The sequence below is a fragment of the Aquimarina besae genome (assembly GCF_042434905.1).
Classification (GTDB): Bacteria; Bacteroidota; Bacteroidia; order Flavobacteriales; family Flavobacteriaceae; genus Aquimarina.
In genome coordinates, this window is record NZ_CP170199.1 from 3,734,503 (window position 1) to 3,760,499 (window position 25,997).

A 25,997-nucleotide genomic window follows, 5' to 3' on the forward strand; every position below is an offset into this window, starting at 1 on the left:
TATTATTTGGTAATCATATGTGTTATTTCATCCCAGGAAGATGTTTTTTTATCCAGGTAATTTTCACATCTTTCAAAGAAAATTTCCACTGCCCGATCTTTTGGATTTTCTCTGTGCAATTCAGAAAATATCACAGCAGCTTCTCTTATTTTCTTGTTTTCTATGAACTTTATAGCTTTCTTATACATGGCTAATTGGCTTAATTTTAGTTTCTCGCTCGGTCCTATAAATTCATATACTGATAATGTTTTCGTTTTTCCCTTTACCTTCACAGTATCCAAAAATCTATAATGAAACGCTTTTTTATTCTTTAGCTTTGACAAGGTATGTTCTGTTCCTATGACTTTGGCATCATAATATTTAGTAAGCCCTTCTACACGAGAAGCTGTATTGACCGCATCAGAAATTACAGTAGTTTCCAACCTGTGATCGTGTCCAATCGTTCCCAAGATTAGTTTTCCTGTATGAATTCCGGTTCCTATTTGGATGGGTATAGCTATATTTTTTTGAAGTCTTTGATTATACTCTCCGATAAAATCTTCGAATTCAAAAACCGTTTGTATGGCAGCATCTGGATTATCAGGAAACAATGCCATTACAGAATCGCCAATAAATTTATCTATGAAACCTCCATTACGCTGAATAATAGGAACGATGCCACTAAGATATTCATTAATAAAATCAAAATTTTCCTGTGGGCTTAATAACTCTGAGATTTGAGTAAACTCTCTAATGTCAGTAAAAATCACCGTCATTTCTCGCTCTACCTGATCGCCAAGTTGTACTTCTTCTATACTTTCTCGTCCCAAATTTTGTAGAAACTCTTCCGGAACAAAACGACTATTTGCTTCACTCAATCGCAACAATCTCTGATTGGCCGTCGCCAACTCTTCTGTACGTTCATCAACCTTTTGTTTAAAAAATTTCAATCTAGTGATCACTTCATCCTTCAAAAAAGAAAAATTACGAGTTAAGCTTCCTATTTCGTCATCGCTACGAATCATAGGATGCTCTGTTTCTAAAGTAAAATTGCTATCTACAAAGCGGGTAATATGTTTGGTAAGTTCGGTAAGGGGTCTTGTTATCTTTCTGGAAATAAGAGCGCTAATCCATACACTAACAATTAATAACAACACTGCAATAAGTCCAAAGTAGATCGTAAGCTGCTTGAATTCTGCTTTGGCCCATTCTTCGGTGTATAAGACAAGATTGCTAAAATCCTGCTCACAAATCGTAATCTTCTGGTCTAATTTTTGTTTTAAACCAGAATTATCTCTAATTCCAATTCGTTGATCTAACTTTACCAATTGCAAAAATTTATTACGATACCCATCGAGGTAATTTAAAATGGTATCCTTTCTGTCCTTTGGTATCCTTTTATCGTTGATTATCTGTTTCCTAATTTTGGTGACTAATTCATTTAATCTCGTTACATAAACAGATTCATTACGCATGATATAATCTTTCTCATATCGTCTTAGATAAAGAATATCTTTTGTAGCAATCTCATCGATTTGCTCCAGCCAGTGGGCATCCTTACGCATAGAACCTTCTAGATTGAAATTTTTATAGCCTCTTGCCTGAATTTGCTCAATTAGCTCTAAGAAAACCGCATCTATTTCTGTGATATCAGATTTTATAAACTCGATCCCTCCTACTAAAGCCGATTCATCTTCAAAGTCTAATTGCATCAAATAGGATCGAGTACTGTCTAATAAGGTGAGATATTGATCTAAATACTGATTATCTCCTGTTTTAAAGAATTGTGGGTCTCTACTGGCATGGCTGAAAAAATCTTGTTGTGCTTTTACACTTTTTAAAAGCATTACATAAGATTTTTCTATAGCTTCGGTACGTTTCAAAACGGTTTCTCGCTTTTGAAGATAAGTAATAGAGAGCGTGATAATCACAAAGCCAAAGCTGATGAAAACCAGAAACCAAAATAACAATCGATGACGAAACGTACGAAACATCTGATAGTATTAAACTTAGATATTAACTGAAGCACCCTAGTGCATAAACATCTCATAGAAGAGTAAGTAGCTCACAATTTGGTTCAAAACTATTGCTACTACAATATACTTAAGTTTACGCTCTTTTTGTGTGTTTTTGGCTACAATTATTAAAACTTTATATAAACAATTAGGTTATAACAGCCTGAATTAATATCTTTTAGCTATGGTCTTTAGTCTGATTCTCATAGCTCATTGGATAGGAGATTTTGCGCTGCAAAGTTCTAAAATGGCATTGCGAAAAAGTGAAGGAATTAAGTGGCTCAGTATCCACATAACAGTCTATATGATTGTGCTGGGGATATTTTCTATTTTCTTATTTCCATTAGAGACTGCCTTTGTTTATATTTTGATAAACACTTTTTTACATGGATTGACGGATTTCTTTACCAGCAAACTTACAACCCGATATCGAGAAAAGCCCAGAATCTTTTTCCCTCTGCTTGGTTTAGATCAAATGATTCACGGTATCACTTTATACCTAACCTATATTAATTTGAAGTCTTTAGCGATTTTTTAAAGATCAACCAAGTTATAATTTTAGGGGAATTTTCCTAGAATAAAAGTTCCATTTGTGCGTTTATGATATAGAAAGACACATATCGTGAGTGTCTATAAATGTTCACGGATTATCTATTCTTAAAACTCATGTTATGTTAAAAAACATTTTAGATGTAAACCATGTTAAAGTGCTTAAAAAGAAGGAACAAAAACACATAATCGGAAAAGGAGGTCCTGTTACCTGTCATTTTGCACCTCCTTGTGAGCCGGGAATGATAGAATATCGATGCTTCTGTTATCATCCTTGGGAACTTTAAAAAAGTAAAAGTCTGAAAATATTTTCAGACTTTTTTTGTAATATTTCGATTTATCACCTAAAGATTTTTCCCTTATAATCATATAGCATTTACGTCAAAGATAATTCTGATAGAATCAAAGGAATTCTTATGTTTTATCGAAGTTTGAACATAAGATTTACTTTTAAAAAAAGATTATTATGAAATTAGAAAATAGTGTGATCATCATTACCGGAGCTTCTAGCGGAATTGGGGAAGCAACAGCTCTTAAACTTGCAAAACATGGGGCAAAAGTAGTACTCACCGCAAGAAGAGAAGATCGTTTGGAAAAATTAAAAAAGAAAATTGAAGATGATGGTGGTAAAGCCTTAGTTGTTACAGGAGATGTAACAAAAAAAGATGATTTTGAAACCATTGTCTCAAAAACACTAGAAACGTTTAACACCATTAATGTGATTGTTAATAATGCAGGATTAATGCCATTGTCTTATGTAGAAAAGCTTAAAACAGATGAATGGAATACGATGATCGATGTAAATATCAAAGGAGTGCTTCATGGTGTATCAGCTGTTTTGCCCACGTTAATTAAAAACAAAGGTGGACATATTATCAATATCTCCTCTACTGCTGCTTATCAATATTTTCCGGGCGGAGCAGTGTATTGTGCAACTAAAGCGGCCGTAAAAATGTTTTCTGAAGGATTACGAAAAGAATTAACCCCAAAATACGGGATCAATGTCACTTCTATAGAACCGGGTGCAGTATCCACAGAATTGACAGAAACCATTACAGATCAAGACATCTTGGATAAGTTCTCCGATATGATGAATATGACAACGTTAGAGTCTGAAGATATTGCAGAAGCTATCTTGTATTCACTAACGCAACCTGCACGGGTTAATATAAACGACATTCACGTATTACCAAGTGAACAACAATAAAAATCACATCAAAACTAAACGGTTTTAATAAAATTCAAACACTATGGAAACAGAAATCGACCAAGAAGTAATTACGACCATCAACCCCGCAACCGGGGAGGAAATAGAGCATCACGAATATATGTCTGATGAAACGGTAAAAGAAACGGTTCAAAACTGCCATAGTGCTTTTTTAAATTGGAAAACCCTTTCTCTATCAGATAGAGCAGAAAAAATCAGATCTATCGGCGCTAGTCTTAAGGAGCATAAATCTGAGCTTGCACTTTTGATGACTAAAGAGATGGGCAAGTTATTAAAACAAAGTGAACAAGAAATAGATTTATGCATTTCCATTTGCGAATATACCGCTGAAAATGGACCAAAAGATCTAGCTTCTGAAGAAAGAACACTTTCTGGTGGTGGAAGAGGAATTGTAAACTATTCGCCAATAGGTGTAATCTACGGAATCCAACCCTGGAATTATCCTTCTTACCAAGTTGTGCGTTATGCCGTGGCAAGTCTTATGGCCGGAAATGGAGTGTTGCTAAAACACGCTGCTAATGTTACCGGGAGCGCAAAATTACTGGAAAAGATATTCCTAAATGCAGGGCTACCAAAGAATATTTTTAGTGTTTTGATCATAAATCACGAGCAATCGGATGCCATTATTAAAAATGATTTGGTACGTGGAGTCACATTAACGGGGAGTCCTAAAGCCGGAGAAATTATTGCAGAAAAAGCGGGAGCCCAATTAAAGAAAACTGTATTAGAATTAGGCAGTAATGATGCCTATTTGGTTCTAGAAGATGCAGATTTGGATCTAGCAGTAAAAATGTGTGTAAAAGGCCGTATTTATAATAACGGAGAAACTTGCATTGCTGCAAAGCGTTTTATTGTGGTTGAAAAGATTTATGATGAATTTAAAAATGCATTTGTTGAAGCCATGAGCAATATTAAAACTGGAGATCCCACTTCTTCTGAAAATAAAATGGGACCCATAGCCAGAAAAGATTTAAGAGATACACTTCATGAGCAGGTTGAGAAAAGTGTTGAAAAAGGTGCTGAAATACTTTGTGGTGGAGAAATTCCAGAGGGAGATGGCTTTTATTATCCAGCAACCGTATTGGCATCAGTGGCTCCCGGACAACCGGCATATGATGATGAACTATTTGGACCTGTAGCCTCTTTGATCAAAGCTAAAGATGAAAAAGATGCTATGAGAATTGCCAATGACAGTAAATTCGGTCTTGGGGGCGGTATCTTTACACAAGATATAGATAGGGCTGTTCGACTGGCGCAAAATCATTTTGATACTGGTATGATCTTTATTAACTCATTTGGACTGGCAGAACCAGGAATGCCTTTTGGAGGAGTGAAAAGATCAGGTTACGGTCGTGAACACGGAGGATTTGGAGTCAAAGAATTTGTCAATATTAAATCCATAATGATCGCATCAAAATAAACAATTCTTTTTATAATATAAGAAATCGAATTTTCATTTTTGAAGATTCGGTTTTTTAATACAATTACTAATATCTATTCTGCATTCATATAATACGATAAGGCACCAGATGGACAAGCTTCTATTTGACTTTTTAATGCCTCTGTACTTGCATTTTCCGGTAGAATCCACGGTTTTTCCTTAGGATGATATACTTTTGGTAAAGTTTTTACACAAACTCCTGAATGAATACATTTTTCAGGTTTCCAAACGATGGTAAGTTCTCCGTTTGTATATTCTTTTTTGATATCATTTGAAGCCATAATCTAAGTTTTAAGATGTTCTGTCTTCAATATACATAATAATTACAAGAATACTCCCTGAAATCACATTTGCAGAACTATTTGAAAATCTTATTTTTAAAATTAATACCAGTTGCTGCAGAAGCTGTCACCAAACCGGCAAACAACGCGCCACCAATACCAGCAGTCACAATGTCTTGTCCGGTTAAATATAACCCTTTGATGGGTGTTCTGGGTTGTAAAAACTTTTGACGAAAACGATCCGGTGTGTGATCAATTCCATAGATTTCCCCTTTTTCATAATTTACAAAATGCTCTGTACTTAAAGGTGTAGATAGCTCATAATGATCTACGAGTCCTTCAAGATGAGGAAGTTGTTTAAATAATTCTTTCATTAATCGCTGAGCAATCTTCTCCTTCCAGGCTTCATATGCTTCTCCTCTTTTCATCCAGCGTGTATCTTTCCATTTTGACACGGTTTCATAGGGAACCAAAGTAATGATATCAATTGTACTACGCCCAGGGTATCTATTCGGCCAATTAGGATCTTTGGCAGCGGGAAAAGAAACATATACTACCGGAAACGGTGCTTCTTCATTTTGTAGATATCGATCCACGCAACTATCGTGATCTAGATCTTCAGGATAGATCCAAAAATTAGTTTTGGGTAATTGTAAATCTTCCGGAGAACTCTTAAATCCCATATATAAACATGCGTGGGAAACTGAGGGTGTTACTTTTTGAAGCTTTTCATTTAATTTATGGTGAATAGCAACAGATTTTGGGATTAACTTTCCAAACGTATTGAAAACTCCGGCTCCACTAATAATAGTATCCGCAAAAAACTCTTTTCCATCGATCATACGAACACCTTTGGCTTTATTATTTTCAATGATCACCTCGGCTACTGCTGCATTGGTTAATATTGTACCTGACGACGCCTGAATCACCGGATCCACCGTATCTACAATTCTGGAAGATCCACCGATTGGAAAGTTTCCTCCTCCAAAATAATGTCTGGCCACAGACGCATGCATCGCAAAACTACTTTGCTTAGGTGGTAAACCATAATCACCATACTGTGCAGATAATACTTTAATCAACCGTTCATTTTTGGTAAGCTTACTAATTACATCATAGGTAGTTTGGTCTGCATATTTTAAATACGGTCGTTTTAAGAATCCACCGATCAGAAAACGTAAAAAACCCGGCAATGCTTTTTCTTTATAAAAAGATCCCATTACCTTGTTCGCTCTAAAAACCAAATCAATATATCCATCAATTGCTTTCTCTTCTTCAGGAAAATAGCTTATCATTTGATTTCTAAAATTTTCAACCCCTTTTACAAAATCATAGGATGTATCCCCAATAATAATGCGATCATATACCTCTCCCATATCCGCCCATTCCAGCTTACTATCGGTTATATAATCAAATAACTTTCGGATAGGACTATTTTCTTGCTGTACACCTCCGATGTAATGAATCCCTACATCCCATTCATATCCTTTTCTTTTAAATATATGTGTAAACCCACCTGCGGTATAATGGCGTTCCAGGATCAGTACCTTTTTTCCTTCTTTTGCTAATATTGCTCCAACGGTAAGACTTCCCATTCCGGATCCTATAATAATCACATCATAATTTTCTTCTAACTGCGGGCGTTGTTTATAGGATTGAATCATTTTGTTTTAATTGGTTTAGGTTGTTTCCCAAATCTAAGAAGAATTCTGATCGTAATTTACTTAGCTGAAAAGTTATTTTCGTTATTCTTATGTAAAGATAATAGTACAGAAAATATAACTACTATTTAACCATATTCATCTGGTATATCCTTACTTTTGCAGCGTTCTTTTCTAAATAACCAAACGGATCAGTATTGGAAATTTAGTTAAGATACCCACAAATCAAAATAATTACAAACTCAACATTACATTAAAAATGGCTATTCTAATTTTTATGCTTGTATTATGGTATACAGGTTTATTTTTTCAAAGTTTCTTTTTACACAGATATGCAGCGCATCAGACCTTCACTATGTCTAATTTTACTGAAAAAACATGCTTTTTTCTTACGTGGGTATGTCAGGGGTCTAATTACCTTAGTGCTTATGGTTATGGTGTGATGCACCGCATGCACCATGCTTTTGTAGATACAGAAAAAGACCCGCATTCTCCTAAATATGATAATAATATGTTTAGCATGATGTGGCGTACCAAAAATATATACCAGGATATTAATAATGAAAGAATTTTACTAGATTCAAAGTTTACCAAAAATACTCCTCAATGGAAATCTTTTGATGCTTTTGCAAGCTCCAATTTCTCCAGAATCGCTTGGGGACTAGGATATACGGTATTCTTTTATTTTTTTGCTTCGGTTTGGTGGCACTGGTTATTTCTACCAGTAGCTTTTTTTATGGCACCTATACACGGAGTCATTATTAACTGGTTTGGACATATCATTGGATACACGAATTTTAAAGTCGATAATACTTCTAAAAACCTATTGCCTATTGATTTCTTGATGATGGGTGAGAGCTACCATAATAATCATCATAAACATAGTGGCAGAGCTAATTTTGGTGGGGTGAGATGGCACGAAATCGACCCAACGTATTATATCATGCTACTGTTAGATAAACTACGAATTATTAAGTTAAAAAAGAGTGCGGTTCGTGTAAATTAATAATAGCCTTTGTAGTAGTCTTATTTAATACTGATACTTCTTCGGTACTAGATGACCAATGCTTTATAAAACAAAAATATCCAGCGTAACATGCTGGATATTTTTGTTTATTATTTATTCTACTTTTTTATTTCACATCACAGACTACTAAATTCTACAAAATCATACTCCGGCGAGTATTCGAATAAATGTCTTAATACTGATGCATGCCCATTACCTACAATTACTAGTATTCTATCCTCTTCATTTTGATCTATTTGCTGAATTTTTCTAAACATACGTAGATTTCGATTGTACCACCATATGGATAAAAAATCTGCACCACGGTTGTCATCTAATTTAAAATCTCCGACCAAATACGCTCCGTAATTATTCTGATGACCTTCTATCGTATTCATAAATTTGAAATAATCCAAAATCTTCACTTTTGCAGGAAATTGGGTAGATGCATCAAACGATTTCTGAACCATCTGAGCATAAGGATCCTCTGACTGAAAATCATAACCTTCTGTAAGTTCCTTCATCATTTTGGGATATTTCTTTTCTAAATCTGAACTAAATGTAGTAGCATCTATCGAGTAAATTTTATCATGTTTCAGATCATTCGCTATGCGCATCCCTAGCTGATAACTTTCATTTCTAACGTTTCTGTGTTTTCCTTCTCTATATTCGGCATACTCTTTATCCATACCCCAATCTTCTTTCGCTTCGATCGCTACTTTGGTTGGTTTAAACCTTTTGATATAAGCCACTAACTCCTCTACTTCGGATTTTTTAGGCTCTTTGAGCACATCAATTTTATCATCTTCATTGGTTTTGGTGTAATCCAAACCAGGATATGAAAAATGAAAGGTACCAACCACCAATACTTTTGTTTTCTGTTTTGGGTAATAGGTTGCATATGGTTTCAGGATTCCTTCATTTTCCTTTGATACTTCTTGCGCCTTCATTTTGTTGGTAAAAAAGACTGCGCTGATACTAACGAGTAATAATAGACTGTGTTTCATTATATATAATTTATTAAATTCTATACAATGTTATTATCTTATCACACAAAGTATATGAGTTTTACACAAACACCCATTATCATTATGCCAATAATAGTTATTATAAAACATTAGTATTTGTTGTGCCAAAATAGTAGTTCATCCTAGAAAAAGAATTGTTCGTACTATTTAAGCAAAACAGTACCTATTTAGAAGTATTTTTGATATATGAATACAAAAAAAGAATTTCTTTACAATTTACTCATCATCATAACTATTCTAATTCTTGATGTTCTGGGTGATTATATAATTTTTAAAAAAGATATTTTTTCAACCAGTCTTGATTTATTTTTATTTAAAACCACTTTTACAATATCATTACTACTTGTCTATGCCGTAAACTATATATACAGTGTACCGCGATTTTTATTTAAGAAAAAGTACGCGAAATACTTCTTTTCTTTTATTGCAATGATTTTACTGTTTGCAGGAATTAGATTTTTGCTAGAGGAAATTATCTTATACCATATCATTGGAATACATAATTACGTTATGACCATTCCAATATCAGAATTTATTAGTACTTATTTATTTGATTCTTTTTATTACACATTGAGAGTTTGTTTGGTAAGTGCTGTGGTATGTCTCTTTTTTAGATTTAATCAAAGTAAAGAAGAAATGCATCATCTACAGATTGAGCACGAAAAAGCTAAATTATCCGTGTTAAAATCACAAATAAGTCCGCACTTCCTGTTTAATACATTAAATAACTTTTATGAAGAATTGTATGATGACAAACCGGAAACTGCCAGTGATATTCTGAAGTTATCCAAATTATTAAGATACGTTACCTACGAAACTCATGAAGACTTAACTTACTTACAGAAAGAAATTGCATTTATCGAAGATTATCTGTATTTCTTTAAGCGTAGATATGAAGATAACTTCCATGTGTTATTACATATTGATGGTTTTATACATTCTCAAAAAATACCATCCCTCATTTTAATACATTTTGTGGAGAATGTTTGTAAGCACGGTATTATCAACGACAAGAATCGTCCGGCCAGTATATCCTTACTTATTAATGAAAATACACTAGAACTAAAAACTAAAAATCATATTAATACCTCGGATACGTATACAGAACCTGGTATTGGAACCAAAAATATTAAGCAAAGACTTGAGGTAATATACAAGGATAATTATATCTTGGAACATCAAAAGCATGACAACCAATTCGAGACATATCTAAAACTTGAACTATAAGTTTATAATACGCTAACCATGAAGGATATATTTACTTGTGTAATTATTGATGATGAACCTGCTGCTATTAGGTTGTTAGAAAAATATAGCAACAAGGTGTCCTTTTTAGAGGTAAAAAACACATTTACGAATCCGTTGGAGGGATTAAAATATTTGGAAAGTGAACCTATTGATTTGGTCTTATTAGATATCCAAATGCCAGAAATAACCGGGATTCAATTATCTAAGATTATTGACAAAAAAACCAAAATCATTTTCACTACTGCTTATCCTCAATTTGCCTTAGACAGCTATGAAGTAGCGGCTACCGATTATCTTCTTAAACCTATAGAATTTGAACGTTTCTATAAAGCTATATCTAAAGTTAAAGAAAGCACTAGTCAAAATGTAGTATTGGATCAAAATACAGATGATTTTTTCTTTTTTAAAACAGATGGGAAGAATAAGTATACCAAAGTATTTTTAAAAGACATACGATATATAGAAAGCCTTAAGAACTATATCGCGATCCATCTGTACGATCAACAAATCATTACCTATAATACGCTAAAACATTTTAAGGAAACCTTGCCTACATCTAGTTTTATACAAATACATAAATCCTATATTATCGCTATCAAACATATTGATAAAATTGACAATGATTCGATCTGGATACACCAGAAAGAACTACCTATTGGAAATACATATAGAAAATCTTTTTTTGACACTATTGGTAATCACCAATTCTGAAGATTTTACCTTGAATATGAGATATTAACCTGCAACCATATGTTCTACCAATCGTAACTTTTCACCATCAAACTTAAAAATCCAGGTAGAATTATATTCATCTTCAGAATAGTAACTACTCCCGTACTGAAAAGGTTCTGTCATAATCTCTGAGTGTTGTATATCTCCTGTACTAAGGATCACCTCACCACCGTTGATTCTTAAATCAGTAATACGAACCAAGAATCCATTATCCACAGATACCTTATATAGGGCGGTATCTTTGTACCAGTTCACATCTTTTAGATTAATTGTCGTAAGAATATCGTTTAATTCTTTGATTGCTCCAGTCTTATTGGCTCCGTCAGACAATCCATCATCAAAAAACAAATTAATAGTGATCGTATCATTTTGTTTCAACACCCTTTTTAACTCTTTTAACTCACTAAACAATTTTTCTCGTTGCTTTTTGATACGTTCTTCTCCCTTTTTAAAAAGAGCAATATTGGAGTTTTCTATGTCATTCAGAATTATTTCTGGTGGGTTGTTATAATCAGGTTGATACCATTGATAATCCTGAAAATATTCTAACAAACGTTCGTCTTTAAATACATACTGATGTCTGGCAAAAATTTCATTTCGCAACAGCTGCAAATCATAAAGGCTATTTTTTGCAATATCTTTGGTTGTATAAGTAATGGTGTCACAAGCTGCACAGTCTTCTAACTGAGCTTTTATCTGTGTGGTTACAACGAGGAGGAATAAGAGTAGTAGTTTTTTCATGAATTAAATTGGTTTCGTTGGTATTACAAATATAATACTTGTTGGCTATCCTATTAAACACATACTAAAATACTTAAAAAAGCAAACCATCATCTCTTTGCTGTCCTTTTACCATTTCCATAAAAATAGAGGTCTGGATGTTCTGAGTTACCCCATATATTTTTTCATCAAGTTCGATGACTTTTTATTATCTGAATTCTATTTAGAATACTTATTCGAAGACTTTTTTCTTTATTATTTTTCCCATCTGTACTTCCTCAATACTCATTAATTTGTCACTGTTTAAAAAGTATTTATATAATGTGCCAGTTTTAGTATGGTAATTGTATTCGCCTATTTTTTTTCCTTTTCGATTATAAAACTCTTCCCGGAGCTTTTCTCCTTCTTTGTAATAGAGTGCAGAACGTTTTTGATTTGTGTTACTATAATATACGATATCTTTCAATTTATATTCACCATCAAAATAACGTTCTTTTATGCTCACACTATCATTCTTATACTGATATATATACTCTTTGTCAAATGTATTGATATTCTTATCATATTTTAATGTTCTAACTATTTTCCCTTCATCGTTTAAGTAATGTTCGACACCATTTTTTTCTTTTACTCCCTTCGGAGATTTATAAGAAATTTCTCCAATAATGTTACCATTCTTATCATAATAAATTGCCTTTTCATTTTCAAAAGAGCGAAATACTAATTTGGTATCTGGATAATAAGTGTTTTTATTGACAACATTTCCTTGATTATAGGTAGTAGAGGTGTTATCTTCAATAAGTGTTCCCTGATAAGGGCTTTGATCTTTATACACGACTTTAGCTATTTCTTTTCCATTCTGGTTGTAATAAAATATCTCCTTTTCCAAGCTATTTTCATAAATAACTTTGGATTCCAGCTGTTGATTTTTATAAAAGTAGTTTGCTTCAATAATATTTCCTTCTCTGTCATATGTAGCAATTGCTTCTATCAAATGCATTTCTTCAGGATTATCGTCAGAGTAAAACCGAATTTGCTTTCCATATGAATACATCCAACCATCAAAATCATATCCGTTCACTCCGGCAGTTCCTAGTATATTTCCTTTAGGGTCTAAATAAGATATCTCCCGAATAGAGCCTTCTTTTACTTGTTCTCTTACAGCACCGCTAGGATAATAGGTTGCTATAACTTGCTTGCCTTTATCATCTAATATTTTAATTTGCTTGACTCGTAGTGGATTTTTGAAATATGTTACCTCTGTACCTCTTCTTCCAAAAATATCTTTACCCCGGGTAGAAGTTCCAAGATAAACACCATCATTTCCATAATATTGTATTTCTTTCTCTTTTATGGAATAACCATTTACTACATATATTTTTTCTAATCGGATACCTAAGAGATCTTTTTCGTAAGTAACTTCTCTAATAATACTATCCTTTCTTTCTAAGAATTGTTTAGGATTTTTTTGATCAAAGTTGGCCGAACCAGAAATAAGAAGTCCATTTTCATAGATTGCTTGGAGTTTCTGATTTTCGTTAAATGTTATGACCGTACCGTGTAAACTATTGTTTTTGTAATCTAGTGATTGTATTAAATTCCCGTCTTTAGTAAACCATTTTATAGTACCTTCCCAAACAACCTTGTCTATTCTGGAAGACGCACCATGAATATAGGGAGTATCATTATTATAATAATATTTTAATGAATACAAGTTTCCTTTTTTAGAAACTGGAGGCCTATAAACAAAGGCATTTTCTTTATTTACAACTTTACCACTTTGATTATACCAAATTGTATCTTTTTGTCCAATGATCTGATACGATATGCAATTTATTAATATAAAAACAGGTAAAAATATTTTCTTCAATAAAGGGATTCTCATACAGACAATAGTGTACTTGTTATATATGTAAAGGTATCCATTAAGCGCTTTATATTTATCCCTGAAAACAAGGGTATTTAAAACCTTGGAAAAAAGAAAAATCTACATTACCCAAAAAACTCCTCAATTAAATAAAAGAGGAGTTTTTGAAACTTTGACAACACTATTAAATTCAAAAAGGATTACAAAACGATACTATTAATAATGTTTAAAAGACATTAAGTGAAGTTTTACATCTTCCAAATTCTCAAAAGTTAATATATAATCGTGTCCCATTAAATTAATTTTGCAACGCCCATTTACCTCAGTAATCGCTGAGATATGATCAGGATTGATATAGTGCTGCTTACCATCCTTGTCTTTAATTTCCATAAATTCCATAATGATGTTGTTTTAAGACGTGAATACCTATTAAAGATACAATAAATAACACCTATCTATTAATGATATTTATCAGTATTGCGCATACTTTATCTCTTTTTATTATTAAAAAATCAAATTAATACATACTATCGTTTTTGAATAAAAAAGCAAAACTCCTCCCATTTGAGGAAAAGGAGGAGTTTTTGTAGGTTAGTTATCATAGTTACATTGATAAGCAAAAAAAGTGTAGTTGAGTTTGGTTTTTATCTTTATGTTGTCTTCTTCGTTGGTTTAGTATATCTCCTCAGGGTCTTTATGTTAATTGGGAAAAGCATATAAGACCCTGAAAGAGGAAATAAACTGGTTGGTTAATTGATTACAAGGGTAATTTATAGGTTCAGGTTACAGAAACTAGTTGCTCCTGCTCTTCTAATTCTTTTTTAGAGAGATCACGTGTAAGCCAACCGCTTCTGCCGGCAGTCGCTATTGCATAAGGGGTAATCCAAAATAATGTGAATGCATAAAAAATGCTATAGGGATATGCCCAAAGTGATTCTGAAATGCTATGTTTTTTGGCATAGAATATGGCTTGTATACTAGAAAAAACTAAAATACTAAGTAAGGTAGAGCTAAAAAACAATACCGGATAGGTACACATCAAAAATAGCATTAATAAAGTAGCAGGATATGCCACAATCATTTTTAACCACTGATTAAATAATAATATCCTTGTTCCACTTTTTGCTCCTTCTCTAAAATCACTAAAAGCAAATTTACTCATTGCTATGTTTTCTCGGATGTTACTACGCTCCCAGCGAATAAACATTTTATATAAGTTCTTGTAGCGCTCCGGAGTGTTGGTGTATACATATGCTTTACGCTGAAATAACACATTATACCCTTGTTTCAGGATCATATTAGTCATAGCACGATCCTCTCCTATTTTAGAGACTTGACCCATAAACGTTTGAGTAATCCAGGCTTCACGACAATTCATCACCGCTTCTCTTCGATAGGCAGCTAAAGCACCCGGCGTACATAAAACAGAACCGATGGCACTTTGTGCAGAACGAATAAACTCAAAACTAAAAGCAAAACTCACATTCAACATACGTGGAATCAATGCTTTTTCTCTGTTTAATACTCGTACATTTCCGGCAACAGCTCCGCAATTTTCATTCTTTACAAAAGGAGAAGCCATCACTCTCAGGGTGTCCTTTTTTACAATTGAATCACTATCTACCGTAATAAAAACATCTCCCATCCCTAGATTAAATCCTCTGTAAAGTGCGTGTCTTTTTCCTTTATTTTGGGGTTGTTGGTAAATCGATACGCGATTTCCTAGTTCATTTTTCGCTTTTTGCATCCACTCCCAGGTATCATCCTGACTGCCATCATCGATAGAAATAATCTGCAGTTTTTCAATAGGATAATCACTTTCTGCTAAGCTGTATAATGTTTTATATACCAATTCACCTTCATTATAGGCAGGCACGATTACTGTACACAATGGTAATTCCTGATCAGACACCTTATCAATAACTTTATACTTAAGATATAGACTTAGAATAAATACTAAAAAACTTAGTTTGATCAATAGTAAAGAAATTCCTGTGATCATTACACTAATGCCCCACACAGTATCCATTCTTTGTAAATGGATTTCTTCAAAATACGGTTGTAAAAAATAAAACAAAGAAGCTGCACCAAATAATAACAAAAATGTTCCTAATAATATCAAAGAATAGGACGCATTAGCTATACTACTCTTTATACGATCAGCAAACGAATTTTCGATTACCTGATTTTCTGTGATTTCAAAAGATTTTGATATCTCCATAGTGTGTTTTTATTACCTCTGTCAAGAACCAAAATTGATACCATTTATCAAGACTATTGAATGCCAACGTTTTAAGAAAAACACCAAAAAACAAAAGTGGGTATTATTTCTACAGCTGTGTATTTTTACCACAAATTTTCCACTCTTTTTAATCTTTTTCCCTCATTTGATATAAAAAAAGTAGGGTGTATCCTCCTAGATGTGTTTTAGGTGTCGTAAATGAAAAATTATGTTGAATTCGGATTTCTGTAGTTTAATAAGTTAACACCGTTATGACTCACACATTTAAACCATATTTAAGACTCTTAAAACAGTCCGTACTTTTCTGGACGCCTGCTATGATTCTATTCTCAATATTTAGATATTATGGAATCGATGCAGAAGAAGGTCTTGCTGTTGCAAAAAATTATAACAGCACACTTGGGATATTTTACAATTTTATAAAATTAATCAACATAGGTGTTTTGACAGGAATATTGTATGCAACTATAGATTATCTTTTTGACATTGTTACCAAACAAAAGGTTCTATGGACCAATCATATTGTAATTCGATTACTATTCCATTTCATTATTAGCTTGGCTACATTTACAACAATTACGAAGGTTTTTACCGTGTTTACTCAAACTTCAATCACAGAACATACTGGTTGGTTTCCTATCAGTAAATCCTTTTGGGCTGTAATTTTATACATTCTTTTAGCATCTATAGGATTTTCATTCATAAAAATTGCTAATGAAAATTTTGGAAAAGGCGTTTTCTTAAAAATGCTTTTGGGTAAATACAAAAGTCCACAAGAAGAGAAGCGTATCTTTATGTTCTTGGATCTTAAAGACTCTACATCGATTGCCGAAAAATTAGGTCATTTTCGATACAGTCAACTGATACAAGATTGTTTCTATGACCTCAATAAAGTGGTTCCTAAACATCACGCTGAAATCTATCAATATGTTGGCGACGAAGTGGTGTTAAGCTGGCCTTATAAAAAAGGGTTAGCAGACAATAATTGTGTGAATCTATTCTTCGCATTTCAACAAAGAAAGCAAAGTAAATCTCAGTATTATCTAGATAAATACGGAATGATCCCGGAATTTAAAGCTGGATTGCACGGTGGTAAGTTAATTGTTACCGAGGTAGGTATTGTTAAGAAAGAAATAGCATACCACGGAGACGTGATCAATACTTCTGCGCGTATACAAGGACAGTGTAATCATTATCAAGTTCCTTTATTGATTTCAGATAAACTGATTAGGGATTTAAAAATAAGTGCAAACCTGACGTGTCAATTTCTAGGGAGTGTTTTACTAAAAGGAAAACAAGAAGAAGTTGATATTCATACTATTGTAAGGGTGTAATGTGTTATTCACTTCTAGGGTATTTCGGCAGGCTCAGGGTTCGTTAGTACTTTGACTGGTTTAGCCCAAATTATTCACTTTTCTTTTTTGCCAATTGAATATTATAGGTAGCATTAAATCCAAAATTGAAATTACTATCGTTAAAATTAAAATTGTTAGGCGTACTGATTAAAAATGCATCCTCGGCAATGTTTCTGGCATTGGTCATATAAAACTGCAAGATCAAACCTCCTACTTCCCAGTTAACACCCAGCGAAAAAGCTCCGTAAGTATCTATGGATTCAATCGGATTTGTAACATAAAAATATTCGGAGGCAACAGAAATATGATTCCCTACCTTGTATCTACCTCCAAAACCTAGTACGAAATGATTTCTGGGATCATCCTCTGATGGACTATATCCTCTGTGAACAAATGTGGGACTTATTTGTAAAGAAAGATTCGTAGTAATTTTGCTGGCCAGAATCATTTGAGTGGTATATGAAAATCGATCCTTATTTTCTTCAAGAAACAAGGAACCAAAACGAACTCTTGATGTACTCAGATATGAAACATTTTGAAACAATGTCATACTAAAAGGTAATCCATTTTTATTGGCCTGGCGAATCACTCTATATTTTAAATAACCATCAAAAATATCATCAAAAGTAGTTCCTCCAACGCCCAAGGTTAAGCGATCCGAGATTGCATAATCCAGCCCAAATCTCGTACTCATCTTATCTGCGATAAAACTTTGGCTTCGACTATCGGTTTGCGGAATGTTCCAGAATCTGTTGAATGCAGAAATTTCGAGCACCCCACTTTTCCTGGTTTCTACAGAATGACCTAACAGAATTCTTGAACTTTTAAAAGTTGCCGATGTATACTGAACACTATCTTTGTATTCTTTATCTAAAGTATCCAAAAGTCCTTGCGCTTGAACACAATATCCTGCTAGCAACAGATATACAAATAATATTATATTCTTATTTCTCATAAGGCTCGTATTCAAATCTAAATGTTATGGTAATAATTTCGGCTATATTACCTGCTAATACAGGAGGTATTTTGATTTCAAAGTCTTTAACGACTGCTTTAAACTCGCCTGATAAAACGTATCCGGTTTCCGTTTTTTCAATTTTTGACTTTATCTCTGTGTCTTTTGTAACCCCGTGTAACGTCAAAGCACCACGGATGATTTTGGTTTGAGCACCTTGCATGTCGGTTACAAAATCTTCTATAGTTCCTTCAAAGGTTGCCTTAGGATATCGGTCAGATTCTATATAACTTTCATTAAAATGCTCCCGCATTAATTTCTTTTTGAAAACAAAGGTTCGCATAAGCATACTGACAGCTATTTCTTTTTTATCTATATCAATAATACTTAGTACCTGATTATTATTTGCTTCAATATTCTCTACGGTTGTATAAGAGAAAAAAGAAACCGTTCCCTGTCTGGTAATGAGTTGATCACTTTCTTGAGAGCACAATAGCTGTGCAATCATAAAAAGTAATACAGTTACTAACTTTTTCATTGATGGTCATCGTTAAGCAAAACACAATTCAATAAAATGGCATCTTTCAAAAATCCTTTAAAAATACCTTTCAACTTAATTGTTTCCCCTGATTTTATAGTACCGATTTTTTTGTTTTGATCCGATTGCATATCACACATGATATAAGTGATTTGATCTTCTTCTCCTTCTAAAAAAACAGTATATCTATTATTTACATTAGTTACTTTATGCACTACTCCTTCAACTTCTATGATTTTTTCGATAAAAGTAGAATTAGCTAAATCCTTATCAGATTTATAAACATCTAATAAGACCTTTGCACTTATGTGCATCTCTGCTTCAAACATTGAGGTATTCGGATCTTCTTCCATATATCGTACAAAGAAATACGAAACACCAAATACTACTAGTACAAATAAGAAAAAACCTATTTTATTTTTCCTTTTCATGTTGTTTGAGCGGCTAAATTAATAAAACAGGTTCATAGACTATATAACAAATCCGTCATTTCTAAAAGAGTTTGAAAGACACTCTGTCGGATAAATATACGACATACTTTCCTCTAGAGTGTCTCCCCAATATCAAACTCTTATGAAAAAGACTAATCTACAATAGTAAATGTCCCGGTCATCGGTGAATGAAATTCACAGATATAAAACAATGTATCGGGTGCATCATTAGGCACTGTAAAAGTGATCGTACCGCTGGAAGCTCCATTATTGGTAACTCCGTCATTATACAAATCTCCGGTTCCTGTACTCTGAACAGATTTAATCAAAAACGGATGTCCAGGTGTATTTACAGTAAACTCATAGGTTTTACCTCTTTCTAAGGTCATATCAGGATTAGAAGCATCAGAAAGGTTTTCTCCGTTAAAAATATAAGCTGAAGCACCGCTATTGGTCACTGTAAAAGAAATCTCTGTAGGTTCAGCTTCAGGAGCTGGTTCTATATCAGGATTAAGAATTGGCCAAACTCCTGCACTCGGAAACCCTACTCCAAAATTATCTCCTCTTTCGGTATCCTGACCAAATTTGTATAATGGCCAACCTTTGTAGGTAAGTTGGCTACGGCCAAATACGGTGATCGTACCAAAATCATTTGCATTTAAAGCACTTGGTAAACGACCAATCTCGGTATGATAAATAGGCCATACCCCATTGTTCGAAAAATCTGACGCCGTAAATGTGTTGGTATCTTTTGAATCCGGGCTAAAACTATATAAAGTATTTCCTCTATCGTCGGTGATATAAAACGTCATTTCTTGTCCTGCCTCGTAAGCAGAAGTCAGTTCAGTCTCATTACCGTTACTATCTCTTCCCACCAATTGTGCCTGAACAAACATTAAGGAGTAATCAGGTTTTGCCACAAACCAGATATTACCATTACCATCACCATTGATTTGCCCGGGAGCGGTATCATTGGAGAAATAATATAAAGGCCATCCTTTATACGTCGTTTGTTTTGATCCATCCTCTCTGGTAATCGTTCCGAATCCTGCAAGGTTTAATCCGGCATCTGCTGTTACATTCTCTACGTAGAAAGCAGGCCAAGCGCTAGCACAACCGTCATTACAATTAGAAGAAAATTGTGTGTCTCTTGAAAAGAAATATAAGGTATTACCATCTTCATCGGTAATTACACTACCAAAAGTAGCATCGTTTCTTAATTGTACTAAATTGTTTTGAGGATCCGGATCAGGAATTACAGGATCAACACTGTCATCATCACTACAGCTTATAAATGTCAATACTGCTGCAAATAGAAATAGGAACTTTTTCATCGTTTTAATTTTAAATTGTTAATAATGCCACAAACTAACAGCATACCAAGGCTTTCCGCGTACAAAATGTATGTCAAAGGGAAATCCAGCGTTTAAAAGGGAATATCATTCGGTTAAAAAATTGAAAGAATTACTGTAGTAAGGCATAAACCTTTTGATCCTATATCCGGATCTTTTATAAAGCATACGATACCATATACTTTTTTTCAGAACTATCCGAAAGCTTGATTCAGGTATAGAAATATTGATCATAAGTTTTTAATTTCATGAGCTATACTATTTGAAATAGCTAAATATTTATTTTCTGAAAATGATCCCTATTGTCAGATTGAGCCTGTCGAAATCCTTTTAAAATAAAGAGTTTATAAAGTTCGACAAGCTCAGTATGACAAAGAATCAGCAGAAAATAAAAAGTTTCGGATGCTGGTGACTTTTTTTAATAATACCTTTCTTCGCAGCATTTGTCTCACTTTTATTCTTAATCTATTTTCAATTCTTATCTTAGGCAAAAATTTTACTGTAGCATCACACAGATTTCATCACGCTATGAGAAAGGATCGATTGTATTTTTTTACATTCCTGGCCATCACAGGAATTTTTGTTTTAATAGCCAGTATTGCGGTGCAGTATTTTATTGAGGTAAGTGCAAATCAACTTTTAGAAACCCAACTAGAATCCAGTAAACGCGAAGCCAAAGAAATTGCCAACCTGGTAAATTATCAATTAGAAGGCGGAATTGACAAAAATGTGGTGATTCAAAATATTCAGAATAGTATTGAGAATACAAATGTAGAGACTGGGTTTATTAGTGTATTTGATTGGTCGGGTAAAGAAATTTGTCATCCTGATAAAAAACGTATAGGGCAACAGGTATCCCCAAATCAATCCTTTATTAGTAGCGTAAACGACGAGTTGACTTCTGAAGATTTTTACGATCTGTTACAAAGTAAAAAAGAAATTGGCGGAGTTCGTGATTTCGAAAATTCGGATCAGGCCTCAGAAATATTATACCTACACCCCGTTAAAAATTCGGATTGGATTGTGGCGGCACACGCCAACATGAGTAAAATATCATCTCAGGTAGAACAGCTACGCAAGCGGTTTTTTATTCTTTTTACAATTATGGGATTTATCATTATCCTTTCTTTTATCCTTTGTGTTCGTCTGATCGGAGGGTTGTATGAAAAGAAATTGGAATTGCAAAACCAAAAACTGGAAGAAGAAGTCGTGAATCTCTCCAAATTAAACCGTGCTGTAAATATGTACCAGCAAAAAGTTAATGAAGAACGTCCACAAAAGGAAGAAACGGTAGCAGATGACAAAAACGACAAGGAGCCAAAAGATGATAAGGACGATAAGAGTAAAAAGCGAATCCTTACCTATAAACGGGATGAGCTATTACCCATAAATATTGATGATATTGCCTATATCTATACTGAGAACACGATTACCTATGTGGTTTGTATTGACGGAAAGCGTTCTACTTCAAATAGCAGCTTGGATGAACTGTTCTCTACCTTGGACAGTACTTATTTTTATAGGGCGAACAGACAGTTTATTATAGCAGTTTCTGCCATCGAAAAAATTATCAAATACGGGAATAATCAGCTTAAAATCCTGGTAAACCCAAATTCTGAAGTAGATATTATTATCAGTAAAAACAGAGCAGCAGAATTTAAGCAGTGGTTGAATTTGTAAGTTGTTGCATCAAAAATGAAATTACCTAAATCAATATTACTTACCATCATTTATCTTATTTGTACGGAAGTAATTGGTTTATGGATTTTCTTAATCCCGGAAGAAGAACAATATCTTAATGTTTTCGAAGCTTCACACCTGGTCAATACAATTATAGCATTAATAGTTATAATACTATTTTTTAAATTTACTAAACGTTCCGATGTACTAATTTTCAATAAAACCGAAAATAAATGCTACATTTTTTCAATTTTGTTGGGAATCGGATTTGTTTTTTTTCAGCGTCCGCTGAATTTACTTTATTATGGCAAAATTTCAACTACTTTTTTTAATTGTAAATTAACGCTTGACAACTTGGCTTCTTTTACTGCAATAGCTTCTATTCTGGTTGTACCTATCATAGAAGAACTTTTTTTTCGAAAATATATTCAAGGAGGATTATCTGAAAATTACAAACCCTACAAATCAATAATCTTCGCTTCGCTGTTATTTGCTTTTATTCATATTCCTTTCATTTCTTTATTTTATAATTTTATGAATTTTAGCTTCCATAAATCTTATATTGCCCTGTTTGGAGGAATAGTATCTGGAATATTGTATTATAAATCAAAATCCATAGTTCCATCTATAACTTTTCATATATTTTGGAATTTAACTAGTTATATTGTTTAACCTGTTGTATATTCAGTTATTCTAATTCAAGTACTCCTACATTGTGAGAAGAGCATCAAGAATAGGTTTAGAATCTTGAATTTAGTATTTAAAATCACGAAGAAAACTCTAATTAACACTTTTTCATGAATCCAATTATTAAATATGAATCTATAGCAGATCCATCTATACCGTAATGTAGGAAACCGGTCGAACAGATTGGTGTAACATGAGGTAATCCATGTTTATTTCCGGATTACTTTGCATCATACAAGTAACTACAGCACACAACTCATTGTCGCATGTAAAAAAACGACATTTTAACTGAACGAAGTTTTCGTAGTCCAAAGAAGGGTTGATTTCTAAATAGCTCATAAACTCATTAGTAAACCACAACGGTTTATAAGTATCTATAGATCGATTATGTTGGGTGAGGTCGGCACCTATGGTCTCCAATCTTTTATGAGTATATCCTTTATGAAATAATAAAGACAATAATGTTGAATTCAGATATTCATAGTAGGCATCCTCTCGTAAAACCATATGATCATCTACCATTGATCCGCTAACTTTAAATTGTTTGATATGCATTTTCTGAAATTTTAAAAATTACAGGCCTCTAGACCCCACTGCTGTAGTGGGATCCTTAAGCCTGAGGACATAAGCAGGTGCAGTAGACCTTACAAATTTCACTAGTATGGCTATTCAAAATAAGAGGTACAAAAAAGGCTGCTGTGTATAACTATCTCTAATTAACATACAATACATCATCTTAGCTCCACAGCAGCCCAAACTAACCACCAATTATTATTCTTTTAACTCTTTGTGTTTTCTTTTCTTTTTATTTCCGATTTGAAACGCTCTGGAGATATTAAATCCAAGGTGAATATCTCCTTCAAAGAACTGATCAGTACTTTCTGTTATAAAACTTTTCTCGATCATCGTGATCGCATTAGAGAGTATGATCTGAAACACGTGTCCTCCTGTCTCTATTTCCAATCCTAACGCAAGAGAATTGGTTGTATCCAGAGATTGCAGCGGGTTTATTGTGTAATAATACTCCCCATTAACCGCGAATCGCTTATTGAGTTTAAGCCTGCCTCCTACACCCATTGCAAAAATACCGTGTGGATCTGAATCAATTTTTACAGAATTGCGGTGCACATACGTCGGAGTCAATTGCAGTGAAAACGATGGGCTAAACTTTCGGGCAATCAAAACCTGTGTTGTATAGGTCAGCTTTTGGCTAAATGTTGGTTCGTTATCCGGTGCAAAATCTTCTAAAGTTCTGTATGCCACACTTCCAAACAAGGATACCGACACCGGAAAAGCACCACTACCTTGTGCTTGTTTCAACATTTTGTATTTAATAAAACCATCATAGGTTTTATCAAAACTGCTACGTCCGAACCCTGTCATTAAATTATCAGTGATCCCATATTCAAGCGCGATACGAATATTGGACTGATCTAATCCGTATAATTCTTCTAAACCAGAATTGATCCTTCCAAAACGATGTGATATCAGAAACTCTAAGGTTCCTTTTTTACGGTTTTCGATGGAATGCCCATTTAAGATTCGGGTACCTTTAAAAGTGGATGTTACATATTCTTTCTTTTGTTCGGTTTCCGCATCCAGAATATCCATCAGATCATCCTGTGCATTACAAAAAGCACCCGTTAAGAGTAAGCAACATATGGTTACGATATTCTTCATATTATTTATTATAAGGTTGGTGATTGTATTCAAAAGAAACCTTCACCTCTTTGGCGATATTATTAATGACCAAATCGGGAATTTCTATATTAAAATCAGCGATAGTGAGCGGGAAACTTCCTTCTAACAAAATAGCGCTGTCTTTTTGCTGCATAGTAGCTTCCATAGTAAGTGGTTTTGTCACTCCGTGGATGGTAATATTTCCGATGACCGAAACCTTACTTTTTTCAGTCCCCACATTTTCGAATCCCAAAACATTTCCTTTAAAAGTTGCTTTTGGATATTTGTCTGACTCCACATAGTTTTCGTTAAAATGCTCCTGCATCAATGACTTCTCAAACAAAAAGGATTTCATAAGTATGGAAATAGCAATGGCTCCGGTAGATGTATCCATAATACTAAGTACCTGATTGTTATCGGCCTGAATATCTTCTAGCGGTGCTTTGGAATAAAAAGAGGTATATCCCGATTTTGTAATAAATTTTTCCTGCGCCATCATTGCAGAGCTTATCAGTAATAGAAATAGCGTGTTTCTTAAAGTTTTCATAGTTATTATTTATTGATTTGTTATTACGCATTTTACCATCACCACGTCCAATAGATATCCGGTGCAAATACCTTTTACAGTTATTGAGCTTCCTATTTTGATGGTTAAGTCTAAGGGTTCTTGTGGCGGTAAATGACACATTACATCACCCATATTCCCCTTAGCTTCTAACGTGATTACAGGTTTTCCCTTTTCATAAGAAAGGTTTTTCACTTTTCCTTTTATTTGGATCAGTTGATCCAGAAACTTCTTATTAGCTGCCGTTTCATCCTCTTCAAAATGTTTTACCAATTCTCCCGCTGTGATCACCACATCAGCTTTTGAAGCTGCTACATCCAGATGCGGTTTGTTATACATTGTAAAACCTACGATGATTACTGCGATTAGCACAAGTAACAGGACCCCTATTTTCTTACTTTTTGTATTCATGGCTATCGAATTAATTATTGAGTGCACCGCTTTCGATCCAGCATCGGATTGTTTCAATTTCATTTTCGGTAAGCGATCCACCCAGAGGCATCCTTCTGCTTACAACCTGACCAGAAACACGGGCAGCATTGTTGCTAACTCCTTCATAGGTTCTTAAATCCGGAAACTGACTTCCGCCGTGACAACTGATACAGTTTGTATTGATGATTGGCTGTACCTGTTGGGCAAATGAGATGGTCGTATCACAGATGGCAACAACCGGTTGAGTTTCTTCCTCCACATTAGTTTCGCAAGCCATTAGTAAGCAACATCCGAATATAATTCCAATTGACTTTTTCATAATTCG

Annotated in this window: 27 protein-coding genes; 10 read left to right on the top strand and 17 right to left on the bottom strand. The window is 33.8% G+C overall.

What is annotated here, in order from left to right:
• Positions 1 to 2: 2 nt before the first annotated feature.
• Positions 3 to 1,973 (bottom strand): adenylate/guanylate cyclase domain-containing protein, encoded by a 1,971-nt coding sequence (locus ACE94K_RS16560; protein WP_378174802.1) that lies wholly within the window; start codon positions 1,971 to 1,973, stop codon positions 3 to 5.
• Positions 1,974 to 2,178: 205 nt separating this feature from the next.
• On the opposite strand from ACE94K_RS16560, the gene ACE94K_RS16565 reads away from it, so the two are divergent.
• The 4 genes from ACE94K_RS16565 to ACE94K_RS16580 all read left to right on the top strand — a co-directional run bounded on the left by ACE94K_RS16565 (position 2,179) and on the right by ACE94K_RS16580 (position 5,191).
• Complete coding sequence (locus tag ACE94K_RS16565; RefSeq protein ID WP_378174805.1) at positions 2,179 to 2,532, top strand: DUF3307 domain-containing protein; 354 nt, start codon at positions 2,179 to 2,181, stop codon at positions 2,530 to 2,532.
• A 133-nt stretch (positions 2,533 to 2,665) separates the two neighbouring features.
• Positions 2,666 to 2,830, top strand: coding sequence for a hypothetical protein (locus ACE94K_RS16570; protein ID WP_378174808.1), 165 nt, complete (start codon positions 2,666 to 2,668; stop codon positions 2,828 to 2,830).
• A gap of 179 nt (positions 2,831 to 3,009) precedes the next feature.
• Positions 3,010 to 3,750 (top strand): SDR family oxidoreductase, encoded by a 741-nt coding sequence (locus tag ACE94K_RS16575; RefSeq protein WP_378174811.1) that lies wholly within the window; start codon positions 3,010 to 3,012, stop codon positions 3,748 to 3,750.
• A 43-nt stretch (positions 3,751 to 3,793) separates the two neighbouring features.
• A complete protein-coding gene (locus ACE94K_RS16580; protein ID WP_378174814.1) occupies positions 3,794 to 5,191 on the top strand; it encodes an NAD-dependent succinate-semialdehyde dehydrogenase in 1,398 nt (465 codons plus the stop codon).
• 74 nt (positions 5,192 to 5,265) lie between these two features.
• Here ACE94K_RS16580 and ACE94K_RS16585 read toward each other — a convergent pair whose 3' ends face one another.
• Together ACE94K_RS16585 and ACE94K_RS16590 are read right to left on the bottom strand one after the other, a co-directional pair.
• Positions 5,266 to 5,493, bottom strand: coding sequence for a (4Fe-4S)-binding protein (locus ACE94K_RS16585; protein WP_378174817.1), 228 nt, complete (start codon positions 5,491 to 5,493; stop codon positions 5,266 to 5,268).
• Between the two features lie 77 nt (positions 5,494 to 5,570).
• Positions 5,571 to 7,157 (bottom strand): phytoene desaturase family protein, encoded by a 1,587-nt coding sequence (locus ACE94K_RS16590; RefSeq protein WP_378174820.1) that lies wholly within the window; start codon positions 7,155 to 7,157, stop codon positions 5,571 to 5,573.
• Between the two features lie 256 nt (positions 7,158 to 7,413).
• On the opposite strand from ACE94K_RS16590, the gene ACE94K_RS16595 reads away from it, so the two are divergent.
• Positions 7,414 to 8,160 (top strand): acyl-CoA desaturase, encoded by a 747-nt coding sequence (locus tag ACE94K_RS16595; RefSeq protein ID WP_378174823.1) that lies wholly within the window; start codon positions 7,414 to 7,416, stop codon positions 8,158 to 8,160.
• A 137-nt stretch (positions 8,161 to 8,297) separates the two neighbouring features.
• Here ACE94K_RS16595 and ACE94K_RS16600 read toward each other — a convergent pair whose 3' ends face one another.
• Positions 8,298 to 9,167: a DUF5694 domain-containing protein gene (locus ACE94K_RS16600; protein WP_378174826.1), complete on the bottom strand. Its 870-nt coding sequence runs from the start codon at positions 9,165 to 9,167 to the stop codon at positions 8,298 to 8,300.
• Positions 9,168 to 9,374: 207 nt separating this feature from the next.
• Between ACE94K_RS16600 and ACE94K_RS16605 the strand changes: the two genes are divergently transcribed.
• Positions 9,375 to 10,415 (top strand): sensor histidine kinase, encoded by a 1,041-nt coding sequence (locus ACE94K_RS16605; RefSeq protein ID WP_378174829.1) that lies wholly within the window; start codon positions 9,375 to 9,377, stop codon positions 10,413 to 10,415.
• Between the two features lie 18 nt (positions 10,416 to 10,433).
• Positions 10,434 to 11,147, top strand: a complete 714-nt coding sequence (locus tag ACE94K_RS16610; protein WP_378174832.1) for a LytR/AlgR family response regulator transcription factor — start codon at positions 10,434 to 10,436, stop codon at positions 11,145 to 11,147.
• 24 nt (positions 11,148 to 11,171) lie between these two features.
• Here the strand turns inward: ACE94K_RS16610 and ACE94K_RS16615 are convergent, their stop codons facing one another.
• The 4 genes from ACE94K_RS16615 to ACE94K_RS16630 form a co-directional block, all read right to left on the bottom strand.
• A complete protein-coding gene (locus tag ACE94K_RS16615; protein ID WP_378174835.1) occupies positions 11,172 to 11,909 on the bottom strand; it encodes a YARHG domain-containing protein in 738 nt (245 codons plus the stop codon).
• A 211-nt stretch (positions 11,910 to 12,120) separates the two neighbouring features.
• The gene (locus ACE94K_RS16620; protein ID WP_378174838.1) at positions 12,121 to 13,773 is read right to left on the bottom strand and encodes a hypothetical protein; all 1,653 of its coding nucleotides are present in this window, start codon (positions 13,771 to 13,773) and stop codon (positions 12,121 to 12,123) included.
• Positions 13,774 to 13,971: 198 nt separating this feature from the next.
• On the bottom strand, positions 13,972 to 14,154 hold the full coding sequence (locus ACE94K_RS16625; RefSeq protein WP_378174841.1) for a hypothetical protein: 183 nt from the start codon (positions 14,152 to 14,154) through the stop codon (positions 13,972 to 13,974).
• A 379-nt stretch (positions 14,155 to 14,533) separates the two neighbouring features.
• On the bottom strand, positions 14,534 to 15,976 hold the full coding sequence (locus tag ACE94K_RS16630; RefSeq protein ID WP_378174844.1) for a glycosyltransferase: 1,443 nt from the start codon (positions 15,974 to 15,976) through the stop codon (positions 14,534 to 14,536).
• A 272-nt stretch (positions 15,977 to 16,248) separates the two neighbouring features.
• Between ACE94K_RS16630 and ACE94K_RS16635 the strand changes: the two genes are divergently transcribed.
• Entirely contained in the window at positions 16,249 to 17,331 is a 1,083-nt protein-coding gene (locus ACE94K_RS16635) for an adenylate/guanylate cyclase domain-containing protein (protein ID WP_378174847.1), read from the top strand.
• A 70-nt stretch (positions 17,332 to 17,401) separates the two neighbouring features.
• Here ACE94K_RS16635 and ACE94K_RS16640 read toward each other — a convergent pair whose 3' ends face one another.
• The 4 genes from ACE94K_RS16640 to ACE94K_RS16655 form a co-directional block, all read right to left on the bottom strand.
• Positions 17,402 to 18,307 (bottom strand): DUF5777 family beta-barrel protein, encoded by a 906-nt coding sequence (locus ACE94K_RS16640; protein WP_378174849.1) that lies wholly within the window; start codon positions 18,305 to 18,307, stop codon positions 17,402 to 17,404.
• Positions 18,297 to 18,845, bottom strand: a complete 549-nt coding sequence (locus tag ACE94K_RS16645) for a YceI family protein (protein ID WP_378174852.1) — start codon at positions 18,843 to 18,845, stop codon at positions 18,297 to 18,299. The genes ACE94K_RS16640 and ACE94K_RS16645 overlap by 11 nt, the downstream gene beginning before the upstream one ends.
• The gene (locus ACE94K_RS16650) at positions 18,842 to 19,276 is read right to left on the bottom strand and encodes a hypothetical protein (protein ID WP_378174855.1); all 435 of its coding nucleotides are present in this window, start codon (positions 19,274 to 19,276) and stop codon (positions 18,842 to 18,844) included. The genes ACE94K_RS16645 and ACE94K_RS16650 overlap by 4 nt, the downstream gene beginning before the upstream one ends.
• A gap of 152 nt (positions 19,277 to 19,428) precedes the next feature.
• The gene (locus ACE94K_RS16655; RefSeq protein ID WP_378174858.1) at positions 19,429 to 20,610 is read right to left on the bottom strand and encodes a hypothetical protein; all 1,182 of its coding nucleotides are present in this window, start codon (positions 20,608 to 20,610) and stop codon (positions 19,429 to 19,431) included.
• Positions 20,611 to 21,156: 546 nt separating this feature from the next.
• On the opposite strand from ACE94K_RS16655, the gene ACE94K_RS16660 reads away from it, so the two are divergent.
• Together ACE94K_RS16660 and ACE94K_RS16665 are read left to right on the top strand one after the other, a co-directional pair.
• Complete coding sequence (locus ACE94K_RS16660; protein WP_378174861.1) at positions 21,157 to 22,308, top strand: LytTR family transcriptional regulator DNA-binding domain-containing protein; 1,152 nt, start codon at positions 21,157 to 21,159, stop codon at positions 22,306 to 22,308.
• 15 nt (positions 22,309 to 22,323) lie between these two features.
• A complete protein-coding gene (locus tag ACE94K_RS16665; protein ID WP_378174864.1) occupies positions 22,324 to 22,980 on the top strand; it encodes a lysostaphin resistance A-like protein in 657 nt (218 codons plus the stop codon).
• Positions 22,981 to 23,145: 165 nt separating this feature from the next.
• On the opposite strand, the gene ACE94K_RS16670 is transcribed toward ACE94K_RS16665, so the two are convergent.
• The 5 genes from ACE94K_RS16670 to ACE94K_RS16690 all read right to left on the bottom strand — a co-directional run bounded on the left by ACE94K_RS16670 (position 23,146) and on the right by ACE94K_RS16690 (position 25,991).
• Positions 23,146 to 23,550, bottom strand: a complete 405-nt coding sequence (locus tag ACE94K_RS16670; RefSeq protein ID WP_378174867.1) for a hypothetical protein — start codon at positions 23,548 to 23,550, stop codon at positions 23,146 to 23,148.
• A 216-nt stretch (positions 23,551 to 23,766) separates the two neighbouring features.
• Positions 23,767 to 24,675, bottom strand: coding sequence for a DUF5777 family beta-barrel protein (locus ACE94K_RS16675; RefSeq protein WP_378174870.1), 909 nt, complete (start codon positions 24,673 to 24,675; stop codon positions 23,767 to 23,769).
• 1 nt (position 24,676) lies between these two features.
• Positions 24,677 to 25,222 (bottom strand): YceI family protein, encoded by a 546-nt coding sequence (locus tag ACE94K_RS16680; RefSeq protein WP_378174873.1) that lies wholly within the window; start codon positions 25,220 to 25,222, stop codon positions 24,677 to 24,679.
• Positions 25,223 to 25,231: 9 nt separating this feature from the next.
• Complete coding sequence (locus ACE94K_RS16685; RefSeq protein WP_378174876.1) at positions 25,232 to 25,651, bottom strand: hypothetical protein; 420 nt, start codon at positions 25,649 to 25,651, stop codon at positions 25,232 to 25,234.
• Between the two features lie 10 nt (positions 25,652 to 25,661).
• Positions 25,662 to 25,991: a cytochrome c gene (locus ACE94K_RS16690; RefSeq protein ID WP_378174879.1), complete on the bottom strand. Its 330-nt coding sequence runs from the start codon at positions 25,989 to 25,991 to the stop codon at positions 25,662 to 25,664.
• Between the last annotated feature and the right edge of the window lie 6 nt (positions 25,992 to 25,997).

What these genes read in the sequence shown, in the direction of transcription:
- ACE94K_RS16560 (WP_378174802.1), bottom strand. Translation starts at nt 1,973, where the DNA reads ATGTTTCGTACGTTTCGTCATCGATTGTTATTTTGGTTTCTGGTTTTC.
- ACE94K_RS16565 (WP_378174805.1), top strand. Translation starts at nt 2,179, where the DNA reads ATGGTCTTTAGTCTGATTCTCATAGCTCATTGGATAGGAGATTTTGCG.
- ACE94K_RS16570 (WP_378174808.1), top strand. Translation starts at nt 2,666, where the DNA reads ATGTTAAAAAACATTTTAGATGTAAACCATGTTAAAGTGCTTAAAAAG.
- ACE94K_RS16575 (WP_378174811.1), top strand. Translation starts at nt 3,010, where the DNA reads ATGAAATTAGAAAATAGTGTGATCATCATTACCGGAGCTTCTAGCGGA.
- ACE94K_RS16580 (WP_378174814.1), top strand. Translation starts at nt 3,794, where the DNA reads ATGGAAACAGAAATCGACCAAGAAGTAATTACGACCATCAACCCCGCA.
- ACE94K_RS16585 (WP_378174817.1), bottom strand. Translation starts at nt 5,493, where the DNA reads ATGGCTTCAAATGATATCAAAAAAGAATATACAAACGGAGAACTTACC.
- ACE94K_RS16590 (WP_378174820.1), bottom strand. Translation starts at nt 7,157, where the DNA reads ATGATTCAATCCTATAAACAACGCCCGCAGTTAGAAGAAAATTATGAT.
- ACE94K_RS16595 (WP_378174823.1), top strand. Translation starts at nt 7,414, where the DNA reads ATGGCTATTCTAATTTTTATGCTTGTATTATGGTATACAGGTTTATTT.
- ACE94K_RS16600 (WP_378174826.1), bottom strand. Translation starts at nt 9,167, where the DNA reads ATGAAACACAGTCTATTATTACTCGTTAGTATCAGCGCAGTCTTTTTT.
- ACE94K_RS16605 (WP_378174829.1), top strand. Translation starts at nt 9,375, where the DNA reads ATGAATACAAAAAAAGAATTTCTTTACAATTTACTCATCATCATAACT.
- ACE94K_RS16610 (WP_378174832.1), top strand. Translation starts at nt 10,434, where the DNA reads ATGAAGGATATATTTACTTGTGTAATTATTGATGATGAACCTGCTGCT.
- ACE94K_RS16615 (WP_378174835.1), bottom strand. Translation starts at nt 11,909, where the DNA reads ATGAAAAAACTACTACTCTTATTCCTCCTCGTTGTAACCACACAGATA.
- ACE94K_RS16620 (WP_378174838.1), bottom strand. Translation starts at nt 13,773, where the DNA reads ATGAGAATCCCTTTATTGAAGAAAATATTTTTACCTGTTTTTATATTA.
- ACE94K_RS16625 (WP_378174841.1), bottom strand. Translation starts at nt 14,154, where the DNA reads ATGGAATTTATGGAAATTAAAGACAAGGATGGTAAGCAGCACTATATC.
- ACE94K_RS16630 (WP_378174844.1), bottom strand. Translation starts at nt 15,976, where the DNA reads ATGGAGATATCAAAATCTTTTGAAATCACAGAAAATCAGGTAATCGAA.
- ACE94K_RS16635 (WP_378174847.1), top strand. Translation starts at nt 16,249, where the DNA reads ATGACTCACACATTTAAACCATATTTAAGACTCTTAAAACAGTCCGTA.
- ACE94K_RS16640 (WP_378174849.1), bottom strand. Translation starts at nt 18,307, where the DNA reads ATGAGAAATAAGAATATAATATTATTTGTATATCTGTTGCTAGCAGGA.
- ACE94K_RS16645 (WP_378174852.1), bottom strand. Translation starts at nt 18,845, where the DNA reads ATGAAAAAGTTAGTAACTGTATTACTTTTTATGATTGCACAGCTATTG.
- ACE94K_RS16650 (WP_378174855.1), bottom strand. Translation starts at nt 19,276, where the DNA reads ATGAAAAGGAAAAATAAAATAGGTTTTTTCTTATTTGTACTAGTAGTA.
- ACE94K_RS16655 (WP_378174858.1), bottom strand. Translation starts at nt 20,610, where the DNA reads ATGAAAAAGTTCCTATTTCTATTTGCAGCAGTATTGACATTTATAAGC.
- ACE94K_RS16660 (WP_378174861.1), top strand. Translation starts at nt 21,157, where the DNA reads ATGAGAAAGGATCGATTGTATTTTTTTACATTCCTGGCCATCACAGGA.
- ACE94K_RS16665 (WP_378174864.1), top strand. Translation starts at nt 22,324, where the DNA reads ATGAAATTACCTAAATCAATATTACTTACCATCATTTATCTTATTTGT.
- ACE94K_RS16670 (WP_378174867.1), bottom strand. Translation starts at nt 23,550, where the DNA reads ATGCATATCAAACAATTTAAAGTTAGCGGATCAATGGTAGATGATCAT.
- ACE94K_RS16675 (WP_378174870.1), bottom strand. Translation starts at nt 24,675, where the DNA reads ATGAAGAATATCGTAACCATATGTTGCTTACTCTTAACGGGTGCTTTT.
- ACE94K_RS16680 (WP_378174873.1), bottom strand. Translation starts at nt 25,222, where the DNA reads ATGAAAACTTTAAGAAACACGCTATTTCTATTACTGATAAGCTCTGCA.
- ACE94K_RS16685 (WP_378174876.1), bottom strand. Translation starts at nt 25,651, where the DNA reads ATGAATACAAAAAGTAAGAAAATAGGGGTCCTGTTACTTGTGCTAATC.
- ACE94K_RS16690 (WP_378174879.1), bottom strand. Translation starts at nt 25,991, where the DNA reads ATGAAAAAGTCAATTGGAATTATATTCGGATGTTGCTTACTAATGGCT.